Source organism: Pseudomonas sp. PAMC25584 (genome assembly GCF_058135675.1).
The window spans coordinates 3,594,230-3,607,851 of sequence record NZ_CM176870.1 but is presented as its reverse complement, the minus strand read 5'-3'; the positions used below and the strand labels follow the sequence as shown (position 1 = coordinate 3,607,851).

At 63.1% G+C, this 13,622-nt stretch carries 9 protein-coding genes; all 9 read right to left on the bottom strand.

Translation table 11 applies throughout. From position 1 onward, the window contains the following. Positions 1 to 27: 27 nt before the first annotated feature. The 9 genes from ACS5Q8_RS16400 to ACS5Q8_RS16360 all read right to left on the bottom strand — a co-directional run bounded on the left by ACS5Q8_RS16400 (position 28) and on the right by ACS5Q8_RS16360 (position 13,494). The gene (locus ACS5Q8_RS16400; protein ID WP_465159149.1) at positions 28 to 1,833 is read right to left on the bottom strand and encodes an ATP-binding protein; all 1,806 of its coding nucleotides are present in this window, start codon (positions 1,831 to 1,833) and stop codon (positions 28 to 30) included. A gap of 139 nt (positions 1,834 to 1,972) precedes the next feature. Continuing rightward, entirely contained in the window at positions 1,973 to 3,928 is a 1,956-nt protein-coding gene (locus ACS5Q8_RS16395) for an acetoacetate--CoA ligase (protein ID WP_443694434.1), read from the bottom strand. Positions 3,929 to 4,105: 177 nt separating this feature from the next. Continuing rightward, positions 4,106 to 4,879, bottom strand: a complete 774-nt coding sequence (locus tag ACS5Q8_RS16390; protein WP_426101510.1) for a 3-hydroxybutyrate dehydrogenase — start codon at positions 4,877 to 4,879, stop codon at positions 4,106 to 4,108. A gap of 7 nt (positions 4,880 to 4,886) precedes the next feature. After that, on the bottom strand, positions 4,887 to 6,278 hold the full coding sequence (locus ACS5Q8_RS16385; RefSeq protein WP_443694436.1) for a GntP family permease: 1,392 nt from the start codon (positions 6,276 to 6,278) through the stop codon (positions 4,887 to 4,889). 285 nt (positions 6,279 to 6,563) lie between these two features. Next, complete coding sequence (locus ACS5Q8_RS16380; protein WP_276193362.1) at positions 6,564 to 7,964, bottom strand: sigma-54 interaction domain-containing protein; 1,401 nt, start codon at positions 7,962 to 7,964, stop codon at positions 6,564 to 6,566. Further along, positions 7,961 to 9,541, bottom strand: coding sequence for an ABC transporter ATP-binding protein (locus ACS5Q8_RS16375; protein WP_443697925.1), 1,581 nt, complete (start codon positions 9,539 to 9,541; stop codon positions 7,961 to 7,963). The genes ACS5Q8_RS16380 and ACS5Q8_RS16375 overlap by 4 nt, the downstream gene beginning before the upstream one ends. Positions 9,542 to 9,551: 10 nt before the next feature. Beyond that, entirely contained in the window at positions 9,552 to 10,574 is a 1,023-nt protein-coding gene (locus ACS5Q8_RS16370) for an ABC transporter permease (RefSeq protein WP_276193360.1), read from the bottom strand. Continuing rightward, complete coding sequence (locus tag ACS5Q8_RS16365) at positions 10,574 to 11,635, bottom strand: microcin C ABC transporter permease YejB (protein WP_443697926.1); 1,062 nt, start codon at positions 11,633 to 11,635, stop codon at positions 10,574 to 10,576. The genes ACS5Q8_RS16370 and ACS5Q8_RS16365 overlap by 1 nt, the downstream gene beginning before the upstream one ends. Beyond that, on the bottom strand, positions 11,635 to 13,494 hold the full coding sequence (locus ACS5Q8_RS16360) for an extracellular solute-binding protein (protein ID WP_276193359.1): 1,860 nt from the start codon (positions 13,492 to 13,494) through the stop codon (positions 11,635 to 11,637). The genes ACS5Q8_RS16365 and ACS5Q8_RS16360 overlap by 1 nt, the downstream gene beginning before the upstream one ends. Between the last annotated feature and the right edge of the window lie 128 nt (positions 13,495 to 13,622).

The following is a 13,622-nucleotide window of genomic DNA, read 5'->3' as shown; positions in this document are numbered from 1 at the left end:
CTCTACCAAGTGTGCGACGGCGCGCGATTATGCCTTAACTGAATCATCGACGCTGATCATGCTGCGAATTTTGGTGGCGAGCAGGTCGATGGAAAACGGCTTGGCGACCATGTCCATGCCGTCTTCCAGAAGGCCCTGGCGTTCGGTGGCTTTTTGCGCATAACCGGTCATGAACAAGATGCGCAGGCCCGGGCGATGCTGGCGGGCGATTTCCGCCAGTTGCCGGCCGTTCATGCCCGGCAGGCCCACATCGGTCACCAGCAAATCCACGCGCAAGTCCGATTCCAGCAGCGGCAAGGCCGTGCGCGCATCCGCTGCCTGGTGTGCGGTGTAGCCCAGTTCATCGAGTACATTCACCACCAGCATGCGCACGGCCGGGTCGTCCTCGACCACCACCACGGCCTCTCCGGCCAGGGCCACCGGCGCCTCACTGAGGCTGGTCGGCAGGCTGCTTTCCAGGGCGGTGCCGTGCAGGCGTGGCAGATACAAACGCACGCAGGTGCCCTGGCCCGGTTCGCTGTGGAGGGTCACATGGCCGCCGGATTGCTGGGCGAAGCCATAGATCATCGACAGCCCGAGGCCGGTGCCCTGGCCGATGGGTTTGGTGGTGAAAAACGGATCGAAGGCCTTGGCCAGGATTTTCGGCGCCATGCCGGTGCCGTTGTCGCACACGCCGAGCATCACGTAATCACCGGCCTTGACCGGTTCCAGCGTGGTGATGTCGGTGCCGTCCAGGTAGCTGTTGGCGGTTTCGATCAGCAGTTCGCCACCTTCGGGCATGGCATCCCGGGCGTTGATCACCAGGTTGAGCAGGGCGTTTTCCAACTGGCTGGCGTCGGTGTTCACCGGCCAGATATCGTTGCCCAGTTGCACCTTGAGCGTGATGTGCGCGCCCTTGGTGCGCCGGAACAAGTCTTCCAGCGAGGCCACCAACTGGTTCGGATCGAGCGGGCGGCGGTCCAGCGACTGGCGCCGCGAGAACGCGAGCAGGCGGTGAGTGAGGGCGGCGGCGCGATGGGCGGAGGCCACGGCGGCGTCGGCAAAGCGGCCGATGTCGTCGCTGCGCCCGTCGGTGATGTAGCGTTGCATCAGGTCCAGGCTGCCGATGATGCCGGTGAGCATATTGTTGAAGTCATGGGCGATGCCACCTGTGAGCTGGCCCACCGCTTCCATCTTCTGCGCATGGCGCAGGGCGTCTTCGGCGCGCTCGCGTTCGACCATCTCGTTTTGCAGGCGCTGGTTGGCCTCGGCGAGTGCCAGGGTACGCTGGGCCACACGCTCTTCGAGGTTTTCGTTGAGGTGGCGCAGGCGTTGCTCGGTGCTTTGCTTGGCTTTGAGGCTGGCTTCGGAGCGCTGTTGCAGTTCCTGGGTGAACTGGCGGCGTTCGTTGGTTTCGATGGCGGTGACGAGGATGCCGGACACGCTGGCGCATTCATCGCGGATCGGGCTGTAGGTCAGGTCAAGCCAGATCTCGGTGTCGCGCTGGTTGCGCTGCAGGACAAAGCGCTGTTCGCTGAAGGATCGCACCTGGCCGCTGAGAACCGCGTCATAGATCGGTGCGGTGAAACTGTGCAATTCCGGCCAGGTCTGGTGCGCCGGTTGGCCCATCGCGTCAGGGTGCTTGTTGCCCGCCAGCAGGGCGAAGGCGTCGTTGTAGAGTTGGATGAGTTCGCTGCCCCACAACAGCAGCATCGGCATCGGCGAGGGGACGACAATATCCACGGCGGTGCGCAGGCTTTGCGGCCAATCATTGGCCTCACCGAGGGGGCTTTTGGCCCAGTCCAGCCGCGCAATCAATGCGGCGGCTTCGCTACCGGTGGATGTTTCCTTCATAAAAAGCCCTGAGCGTAACGCTTTGAAAAATGACAACACCCATTATCCGGTGGGACAACGATGGGTGACTACCCCCGAAAAATAGCATGCATTGGGGGTTTGTCTTCAAATGAGTGCGTTGGCGCTGAAACCTTTCACCTTAACGTGCCAGCTCAGGCCGGTCGCGAAACTGTGCCAGGGCCTCCGGGTTGGCCAGCGCGTCGGTGTTTTTCACCGGTTCGCCATGTACCACATTGCGCACCGCCAGTTCGACGATCTTGCCGCTGATCGTGCGCGGGATATCGCTGACGGTGAGGATCTTCGCCGGCACATGCCGTGGCGTTGTGTTGGCGCGGATCACCTGGCGGATCTGCTGTTCGAGGGCGTCATCCAGCTCGACGCCATCGTTGAGCCGCACGAACAGCACCACGCGCACATCGTCCTGCCAGCGCTGACCAATGGCCAGGCTTTCCAGCACCTGCGGGACTTTTTCCACCTGCCGATAAATCTCGGCGGTGCCGATCCGCACACCGCCAGGGTTGAGCACCGCATCGGAGCGCCCGTGAATCAGCAGGCTGCCGTTGGGCCGCTGCTCGGCGTAGTCGCCCTGGGCCCACACGCCGGGGAATTGGCTGAAATAGGAGGCGCGCAGTTTTTTCTGCTGCGGGTCGTTCCACAGGCCAATGGGCATAGCGGGGAAGTGCCGGGTACACACCAGTTCGCCCTTTTCACCGACCAGCGGCCGCCCCTGGTCGTCCCACACCTCGATGGCCATCGCCAGGCTCTTGCACTGCATTTCACCGCGGCGCACCGGCAACACCGGATTGCCGATGACGAAGCAGGAGACGATATCGGTGCCGCCGGACATCGAGGACAGGCACACCTCGCGCTTGATCTCGCGGTACACGTAGTCGTAGCTCTGGGGCGACAGTGGCGAGCCGGTCGAAATCAGCCCTTTGAGACTGCCCAGGTCATGGCTCAGGCGCGGCTGCAGCCCGGCCTTTTCCAGGGTGACGAGGTACTTGGGGCTGGTGCCGAACACGCTGATCCGTTCCGCGTCGATCAGGTCGATCAAGCGCTCGGGGCCAGGGTGAAACGGCGAGCCGTCGTACAGCACCGCCGTGGCGCCGAGCGCCAGTACCGAGACCAGCCAGTTCCACATCATCCAGCCGCAGGTGGTGTAGTAGAACAGGCAATCCTCACGGGACAGGTCCGCGTGCAGGCCGTGTTCCTTGAGGTGGGTGAGCAGCACGCCGCCGGTGCCGTGGATGATGCACTTGGGCACGCCGGTGGTGCCGCTGGAATAGAGGATATACAGCGGATGGTCAAACGGCACCGCAACGAATTCAGGTGCGCCGCCGGGTTGGTAGAAGTCACTCCACAGCGCAACGTTGGCGGCGCTCCGATAGTCCTCGACCCGCGCCTGGGGCCGGGCATACGGCACGATGATCAGTTGCTGCAGGGACGGCAGGCGTTCGAGGATCTCGTTGAGCTTGGCGCTCTGGTCGATGGTCTTGCCGGCGTAGCGGTAACCGGCGCAGGTGATCAGCACCTTGGGTTCGATCTGGCCGAAACGGTCGATCACGCCTTGGGTGCCGAAGTCTGGTGATGAGCACGACCAGATCGCGCCCAGGCTGCTGGTGGCGAGCATGCCGACCAGGGTTTGCCAGGTGTTGGGCATGCACGCGGCGACCCGGTCGCCCAGCCCAACCCCGGCCGCCCGCAGGCTGCGTTGCAGGCCGGCGACGTGGGCGGCCAGCTCGGCGTAGCTCAGTTGCTCGCGCTGGCCGTCTTCGCCGATGGCGACTACAGCGGGGTGATCGTCGCGACGGCGCAGCAGGTGTTCGGCAAAGTTCAGGGTTGCGCCGGGGAACCACTGGGCGCTGGGCATCTCGGCGTCTTCGATCAACACCGCGCTGGGCGGGCTGCGAAACTGCACGTCGAAAAACGTCACGAGCGCCTGCCAGAAGTCGGCTCGCTGATCGATGCTCCACTGGTGCAAGGCTGGGTAGTCGCTGAGCTGCACGCTGTAGCGGTCATTGATAAAGCGCCGGAACTGGTCCATCCGGGTGTGGCGGATGCGTTCGGGGGAGGGTTGCCAGAGGATCTCGGACATCAGCAAAGTCTCTTATTCTTGTACAAGTCTTCCAAACAATAGAGTTCCAATGTGGGAGGGGCGGTGCGCCGATTCGACTTGCCCCCGATAGCAATGGGTCAGTCATCAATGTGTTAACTGATACACCGCCATCGGGGGCAAGCCCCCTCCCACAGTTTTAATCTCCAGTGTCTGGTTTTATTGAGCCAGCCACCCACCATCGATATTCCACGCCGCGCCCCGCACTTGGGCACCGGCCTCGCTGCACAAAAACAGCACCAACTCGCCCAGTTGCGGCGGGGTCACGAACTCCAGCGACGGCTGCTTCTCCGCGAGCAAATCATGCTGGGCCTGTTGCGGGTCGACACCGTTGGCCGCGCGGTCATCGATCTGCTTCTGCACCAGCGGCGTCAGCACCCAGCCGGGGCAAATCGCGTTGCAGGTCACGTTGCTGGTGGCGGTTTCCAGGCCGACCACCTTGGTCAGGCCGATCACGCCGTGCTTGGCCGCCACATACGCGGCTTTGCCCACCGACCCCACCAGGCCATGCACCGAGGCGATATTGACGATGCGCCCCCAGCCCTTGGCCTTCATGCCCGGCAGGCTCAGGCGCGTGCTGTGGAACACCGACGACAGGTTGATCGCGATGATCGCATCCCAGCGTTCCACCGGGAACGCTTCCACCGCCGCCACATGCTGGATGCCGGCGTTGTTGACCAGAATGTCCACGCCGCCGAATTCGCGCTCGGCGTAGGTGATCATGTCGGCGATCTGCGCCGGGTCGCTGACGTCCGCCGGGTGGTGCCCAACCTTGCCGCCGAATGCCTGCACCTGGGCGATCACCGCGCTGGCGTCGCCGAAGCCGTTGAGGATCAGGTTGGCGCCGGCCTCGGCCAAACTCAAGGCGATGCCCAAGCCGATACCGCTGGTGGAGCCGGTGACCAGGGCGGTCTTGCCGTTCAAGTTCGTCATAGAAACCTCACACAATGCCGGTGGCGTAGAAAGTACCGATCACCACGAACACCGCGAGGGTCTTGATAATCGTGATGCCGAAGATGTCCTTGTAGGCTTCGCGGTGGGTCAGCCCGGTGACCGCCAGCAACGTGATCACCGCGCCGTTGTGGGGCAGGGTGTCCATGCCGCCGCTGGCCATGGCCGCGACCCGGTGCAGCACTTCAAGCGGGATATTGGCCGCGTGGGCCGCAGCAATAAAACTCTCGGACATCGCCGCCAGGGCGATGCTCATGCCGCCGGACGCCGAGCCGGTGATACCGGCCAGCAGGGTCACGGTGATCGCTTCGTTGACCAGCGGGTTGGGGATGCCCTTGAGCCAGTCCGCCAGCACCAGAAAGCCCGGCAGCGAGGCGATCACTGCACCAAAGCCGTATTCCGAAGCGGTGTTCATCGCCGCCAGCAACGCACCACTGACCGCGCTCTTACTGCCTTCGGCGAGCTTGCTTTTGATTGCTGACCAGCCGAACACCAGCACCATGACGATGCCCACCAGCAGCGCCGCTTGCACCGCCCAGATCGCAGTGAGCTTGGCGATTTCGGTGGTCACCGGCGTGCTCATGCCCGGCAGGCTGAGGCTGTGGGTCTTGCCGTACCACTGCGGAATCCAGTGGGTGAACAGCAGGTTCATCACCCCCACCAGGATCAGCGGCGACAGCGCGATCCAGGGGTTAGGCAGGCTCAGGTTTTCGGCGGTCTCCGGCTCGTTGCGCAGCTCGGTGCCGTAGCCTTCACCGGCCCGTTGCGCCTTGTTGCGCTGGCGCGCCAGGTAGAGCATGCCGGTGCAGAACACGAAGACCGTGCCGATCAGCCCCAACCACGGCGCGGCCCAGGCGGTGGTGTTGAAGAACGTACTGGGGATGATGTTCTGGATCTGCGGCGTGCCGGGCAGCGCGTCCATGGTGAAGGAGAACGCACCCAGGGCAATGGTCGCCGGAATCAGGCGCTTGGGGATATCGCTCTGGCGGAACATCTCCGCCGCGAACGGGTACACCGCAAACACCACCACGAACAGCGACACGCCGCCGTAGGTGAGCAGGGCGCAGACCAGCACGATCACCAGCATCGCCTGGCGCGTGCCGAGCAAACGGATCGCGGCTGCGACGATGGAGCGCGAGAAACCCGACAGCTCGATCAGCTTGCCGAACACGGCACCGAGCAGGAATACCGGGAAATACAGCTTGATGAAACCGACCATTTTCTCCATGAACACCCCGGTAAACGCAGGGGCGACGGCGGACGGGTCGGTGAGCAGGACGGCGCCGAGGGCGGCGATGGGGGCAAACAGGATAACGCTATAGCCACGGTAGGCAGCCAGCATCAGCAGCGCGAGGGCTGCCAGGGCAATGATCACACTCATGGTGTGTCTCCATCGGATTGTTATTTTTGTGGGGTGAAGCTGTGGAGGAAGGCTATAGCGAGATGTGTGCCATGTTCATAACCTATTGAAAAACATAGATATTCACGTACACATGAACAAACTTTCCAGATTTAGTCTCAATCTAGAGACAAAAACAGATCAAAGGTGGGAGGGGGCTTGCCCCCGATAGCGGTGGGTCTGCAAAGAATAGGCTGACTGAGGCACTGCCATCGGGGGCAAGCCCCCTCCCACAAGGATTGTCTTTGTATTGAGATTTGTGTCTCTTTATTGAGATGTGGCCAGGCCCAGCGCGACCATTTTCTTGTACAAGGTCGACCTGCCCAGCCCCAAGCGCTGGGCCGCGTCCACCACATTCCCGTCGCAGGCCTTGAGCGCCGCCCCAATCACCTGCCGATCAAAGCGCTCGCGCGCCGCCGCAAACGTCTCGCCCTCGACGGTCTCCAGCGCCCCGCGCGCCACCGGGCTGAACGTGCCGATGGCGGCGCGAATCTCTGCTGCATCCAGTACAAGGTCATCGCTCAACAACGCCGCGCGCTCCAGCACGTTGCGCAGCTCGCGGATATTCCCCGGCCACGCATGCTGCGCCAACAACGCCAGGGCCTCGCGATCCAGTTCGTGGTGGCTGCGCAGTTCTTCGAGGATCGCTTCGCTCAACGCCGGAATATCCTCCAGCCGCTCGCGCAACGGTGGCACCCGGATCGGCAGCACATTCAACCGGTAATACAGGTCCGCCCGAAACTCGCCGCGTTTGATCGCCGCTTCCAGGTCCATGGACGTGGCGGCAATCACGCGCACATCGCTGTGCAGCATCTCGTTGGAGCCGACCGGTTCGTATTCCTTCTCCTGTAACACCCGCAGCAGCTTGCTTTGCAGCGGCAGGGGCATGTCGCCGATTTCATCGAGAAACAGCGTGCCGCCCTGGGCGATCTGCAACTTGCCGGGGCGGCCTTTGCGATCGGCGCCGGTAAACGCACCGGGCGCGGTGCCGAAGAACTCGGCCTCGAGCAGGTCATGGGGAATGGCTGCGCTGTTGATGCTGACAAATGCTTTGTGCGCGCGTGTTGAGGCGCCGTGGATCGCCTGGGCCAGCAACTCCTTGCCGGTGCCGGTTTCGCCGAGCAGCAATACCGGCGACTCGGCGCTCGCGCTGCGCCGCGCACGGCGTTTGACTTCCAAACTGGCGGCGCTGGTGCCGATAAAGTGCGCAAAGGTGTACTTGCTCTGGCGCGAACGCAGCAGCGAGCGGGTCGACGCCAGCTCCTGCTGCATGCTCAGGTAACGCTCGATCAGCGGCGACAGGTTGCGCAGCTCATCGAACAGCGCAAAGCCGATGGCGCCGATCACCGCGCCGGCGTCGTTGTGGATCGGCAGGCGCATCACCACCAGCGGTCCCTTGGGCGTGTCCTGAATATCCAGCAGGATCGGCAGGTCTGTGCTCACCACCTGGCGTAGCAGGCTGTTGGAGATGACTTTTTCGCAGGGTTGGCCGATGGCTTCGTCGGCGCTTTTAAGGCCGAAGCGCTTAGCGTAGCGCTCGTTCATCCACACGATGTTGGCGTCGCGGTCGACGATCACCGTGCCTTCGCTGGACTGCTCGATGATCTCGAACAGCGACCGAATGGCCAGGCCGCGAACCTGTTGGTAGTCCTTGAGGCTGGTACTCATCTCGACAATCCGAGGGCGGCCGCCAGCAACTCCTGGGTGTAGGGGTGCTGCGGCGATGTGAATACGTCATGGCTGGCGCCACGCTCCACGACCTTGCCGTCCTTGATCACGATCATGTCGTGGGCCATGGCGCGGACCACGGCCAGGTCATGGCTGATAAACAGGTAGGTCAGGCCGTATTTGTCCTGCAGTTCGCGCAGCAACGCCACCACTTGCTTCTGCACCGTGCGGTCGAGGGCTGAGGTGGGCTCGTCGAGCAGCATCAACGCGGGCCTGAGCACCAGGGCGCGGGCGATGGCAATGCGTTGGCGCTGGCCACCGGAAAACTCGTGGGGGTAGCGATGCCGGCTGGCCGGGTCGAGGCCGACGTCCTTGAGCACCTGGATCACCTGCGCGTCACGCTCGGCAAGGCTGCACGGCGCATGCACTTCCAGGCCTTCGCTGATGATCTGCTGCACCGACATGCGCGGGCTGAGGCTGCCGTAAGGGTCCTGAAACACCACCTGCATCTGCTTGCGCCATGGGCGCATCTGCTGGTGATTGAGCGGGTCGAGGGCCACCCCCTGGAAGCGGATGCTGCCGGTGGAGTCCAGCAGGCGCAGGATCGCCTGGCCCAGGGTGGATTTACCCGAGCCCGACTCACCGACGATGCCCAGGGTCTTGCCGCGCTGCACGCTGAGGCTGATGCCGTCCACCGCGCGCAGGTAAGTCTTGCGCTGAAACAGGCCGCCGCCGAGGGGGAATTGCACGCTCAGGTCGTCCACCTGCAACACCGTTTCACGCGCTTCGCTGCACAGCGCCTCGCCCGCCGGTTCAGCATCCAGCAGCAAGCGGCTGTAGGGGTGTTGCGGCGCGGTGAACAAGGTCTCGCAGTCGGCCTGCTCGACGATCTCGCCGGTATGCATCACGCACACCCGCTGCGCCATGCTGCGCACCAGGTTGAGGTCGTGGCTGATCAGCAGCAGCGACATGCCCAAGCGTTGTTGCAAGGACTTGAGCAGCAGCAGGATCTTGCGCTGCACGGTCACGTCTAGCGCGGTGGTGGGCTCGTCGGCGATCAGCAGTTCCGGCTCGCAGGCCAGGGCCATGGCAATCATCACGCGTTGACGTTGGCCGCCGGAGAGTTGGTGCGGATACGCCTTGAGCCGTTCCTCGGGCTTCTGGATACCGACCAGTTCCAGCAACTCAATGATGCGCGCCTGCGCCGCCTTGCCGCCCAGGCCCTTGTGCAACAGCAGGGTTTCGCCAATCTGCTTTTCGATGCTGTGCAGCGGGTTGAGGGAGGTCATCGGCTCCTGGAAGATTATGGCGATGCGGTTGCCGCGTAGCTTTTGCAAGGTGGCGGGCGACGCACCGATCAATTCCTGGCCGCGATAGCGCACGGAGCCGCGGGTTTGCGTGCCGGCTTCGGGCAGCAATTGCAGGATCGAAAGGGCCGTCACCGACTTGCCCGAGCCCGACTCGCCGACCAGCGCCAGGCACTCGCCGGGGCGTACATCCAGGCTCAGGTTGTGCACCACGGTCTGGCCGCTGAAGGCGACGCAGAGGTCGCGGATCTCGATCAGGTTGTCGCTCATACGGACTCACTCATGAACGGGGGTCGAAGGCATCGCGCAACGCCTCGCCGATAAATACCAGCAGCGACAGGATCAGCGCCAAGGTGAAAAACGCCGTCAGGCCCAACCAGGGCGCTTGCAGGTTCTGCTTGCCCTGGGCGATCAACTCACCCAACGACGCGCTGCCTGCCGGCATGCCGAAGCCGAGGAAGTCCAGGGCGCTCAAGGTGGAAATCGCACCAGTCAAAATGAACGGCAGGTAGCTCAGGGTAGCCGTCATGGCATTGGGCAGGATATGCCGGCGAATGATCTTGGCGTCGCCCAAGCCCAACGCCCGCGCCGCCTTGACGTACTCCAGGTTGCGCCCGCGCAGGAACTCGGCGCGCACCACATCCACCAGGGCCAGCCAGGAAAACAGCGCCATGATCCCCAGCAGCCACCAGAAGTTCGGTTCGACAAAACCGGACAGGATGATCAGCAGGTACAGCACCGGCAACCCGGACCACACTTCCAGGAGGCGTTGGCCGAGCAAGTCGACCCAGCCGCCGTAGTAACCCTGCAGCGCGCCGGAAGCGATGCCGATGCTCGCACTGATCACCGTGAGCGCCAGGGCAAACAGGATCGACACCCGCGCGCCGAAGATCACCCGCGCCAGTACGTCGCGCGACTGGTCATCGGTGCCCAGCCAGTTCACCGCTGAAGGTGGGCTGGGGGCAGGGCGGGTCAGCTCGTAGTTAGGCGTGTCATCGCTGAACGGCACCGGCGGGAACAGCATCCAGCCGCCGTCCTGCTTGATCAGCTTCTGCACGTAGTCGCTGCGATAGTCCGCCTGGAACGGCAATTGCCCGCCGAACTGCTGTTCGGTGTAGCGTTTGAACACTGGGAAATACAGCTCGTTCTGGTAGCTGAGCACCAGCGGCTTGTCGTTGGCGATCAACTCGCCGCCCAGGGTCAGGATAAACAGGCCGATAAACAGCCACAGCGACCACCAGCCGCGCCGGTTTTTCTTGAAACGTTCGAAACGTCGGCGGGCCACGGGAGACAGGTTCAGCATCAGGCGTTCCTCGCGGCGAAGTCGATACGCGGGTCCACCAGGGTGTAGCAGAGGTCGCCGATCAGTTTTATCAGGAGGCCGAACAGGGTGAAGATAAACAACGAGCCAAACACTACCGGATAGTCGCGGGACACGGCGGCTTCGTAGCTCATGCGTCCGAGGCCATCGAGGGAGAAGATCACTTCGATCAGCAGCGAGCCGGCAAAGAACACGCTGATAAACGCCTGGGGAATCCCCGAAATCACCAGCAGCATCGCATTGCGGAACACGTGGCCGTACAGCACGCGGTGTTCGCTCAAGCCTTTGGCGCGGGCGGTGACCACGTACTGGCGCGTGATTTCATTGAGGAACGAGTTTTTCGTCAGGATGGTCAGCGTGGCGAAGCCGCCAATCACCAGCGCCGTGACCGGCAAGACCAGGTGCCAAAAATAGTCGGCGACCTTGCCGACCGTGCTCAGCTCGTCGAAGTTTTCCGAGACCAGGCCGCGCACCGGGAACCAGTTCAGCGACGTGCCGCCGGCGAACACCACGATCAGGAACATCGCAAACAGGAACGCCGGCATCGCATAGCCGATCACGATCGCGGTGCTGCTCCACACATCGAAGCTGCTGCCATGGCGCACCGCCTTGCGAATCCCCAATGGGATCGACACCAGGTAGGTGATCAGCGTCGCCCACAGACCGAGGGAGAGGGTGACCGGCATTTTTTCCAGGATCAGGTCGGTGACTGTCGCGCCGCGAAAGAAGCTGTTGCCGAAGTCCAGTTGGGCGTAGCTCTTGAGCATCAGCCACAGGCGTTCCGGCGCCGGTTTGTCGAAGCCGTATTGTTTTTCGATGTCCTTGATCAGTTTCGGGTCCAGGCCCCGGCTGGCCCGCGAGCCGCTGCTGAGGCCTTCGCCTGCGGAGCCGCCGATGGCACCGCCGCCGATGCCTTGCAGGTGGGCGATCGCCTGTTCCACCGGCCCGCCGGGCGCGGCCTGTACGATCACGAAGTTGACCAGCAGGATGATCACCAGCGTCGGGATGATCAACAGCAGGCGGCGCACGATATAGGCAAACATCAGTGGGCCCCTCCGCGTTTTTTAAGCTGCGCGTTCATTTGTTCGTTCGTCAGTGGTGTGGGGCTGATTTCCCACCAGGTTTCCAGGGCTTCGTCATTTTTCGCCTCGATGGCTGGGCGCCCGAAGCGGTTCCACCACGCGGCAGAGGTGCCGGGCGGGTAGTAGTTGGGGATCCACAGGTAGTTCCATTGCAGCACGCGGTCCAGGGCATGGGCGTAGGTGAGCATCTGCGCCTGGGTGTTGGCCTTGACCAGGCCTTTGATCAGGCTGTCGATGGCCGGGTCCTTGAGCACCGTGTAGTTGTTGGCGCCCGGGTCGAATGCGGCGGCGGAGCCGAAGTAGTTGTACAGCTCCATCCCCGGCGACATGGTGACCGGGAAACCGGTGACGATCATGTCGTAGTCCCGTGTCATCAGCCGGTTGACGTACTGCGAGGCGTCGATGCGGCGGATGTTCAGGGTGATGCCGATCTGTGCCAGGTTGCGCTTGTACGGCAGCAACAGACGTTCCAGGCCGGCCTGGGCATTGAGGAAGGTGAACGCCAGCGGCTCGCCCTCGGCGTTGACCAGCTTGTCGCCGTCGGGTTTCCAGCCGGCTTCTTCCAGCAGGGCCAGGGCTTGCAGTTGCTTGTCGCGGATCATGCCGCTGCCGTCGGTGACCGGTGCCTTGAAAACCTGGGTGAACACCTCGTCGGGCACCTGGCCGCGCAGGGGTTCGAGGATCGCCAGTTCTTCTGGGGTCGGCAATTGGCTCGCGGCCAACGGGCTATTGGAGAAGTAGCTCTGCTGGCGGATGTACAGGTTGCGCATCATCTGCCGGTTGGCCCATTCGAAATCCCACAGCATCGCCAGGGCCTGGCGCACGCGGCGGTCCTTGAACATCGGGTTCTGCACGTTGAACACGTAGCCCTGGGCCGGTTGCGGCATCTCTTTGGCCAGGTGCGCCCGTTGCAGGCGACCGTCATCCAGCGCCGGGCCGTTGTAGCCGATGGAGTAGCCGGTGGCGGAGAACTCGCGGTTGAAGTCATACGCGCCGCCACGCAGCACCTGGCGCGCCACTTCGGTGTCGCCGAAATATTCCAGGCTCAGGTGATCGAAGTTGTACAGGCCACGGCTGACCGGTAAGTCCTTGCCCCACCAGTCAGGGTTGCGGGTAAAGGTGATGGTGCTGCCCGCGTCGATCTTGCTGACCTTGTACGGGCCACTGCCCAGCGGCGCTTCATAGCCGCCGCCGTTGGCGAAGTCGCGGGTTTTCCACCAGTGCTCGGGGAACACCGGCAGGGTGGCGATATCCAGCGGCAGGGTGCGGTTTTCATCGCTGGAAAAATCGAAGCGCACCTGGCGCTCGCCTTCGACTTCGACGTGTTTGACGTCAGCAAACAGCGTGCGAAAGTGCAGGCTGCCCTGGGTCATCAGCAAATCGAAGCTATAGCGCACGTCTTCGGCGGTGATCGGTGTGCCATCGGCGAACCGTGCCTTGGGGTTGAGGTAGAAGCGCAGCGACAGGCCGTCGTCCGCACGCTCCATCTTCTCGGCGACCAGGCCGTAAACGGTGTACGGCTCATCCAGCGAGCGCAGTGCCAGCGGCGAATACACCCAGCCGTCGATCTGGGAGACGCCGATGCCTTTGTCGATATACGGCAGCACATGGTCGAAGCGCCCGATCTCGATGGCCGAACGCCGTAGGCTGCCGCCCTTGGGTGCGTTGGGGTTGGCATAGTCGAAATGGGTGAAGTTGGCGGCATATTTGGCCGGTTCGCCATACACCGTCAGGTAGGGTTGCGGGGCTGCGATCACAGCGGTACTGGCCAGCAGCAGGGCCAGGGTGGAGCTAAATAGAGTCGAAAAAACCAGTCGCATTATCAGCCTTGAGCGCCGGGTGAAGAAGAATAGGGATTTGTACGCTAACGGCCTGTGCATCGCCAGTCATCCCATGCACAACGGCCCACCAAAAGGCGGGCCGTTGTTTCAAACATCAGCGCGGACTG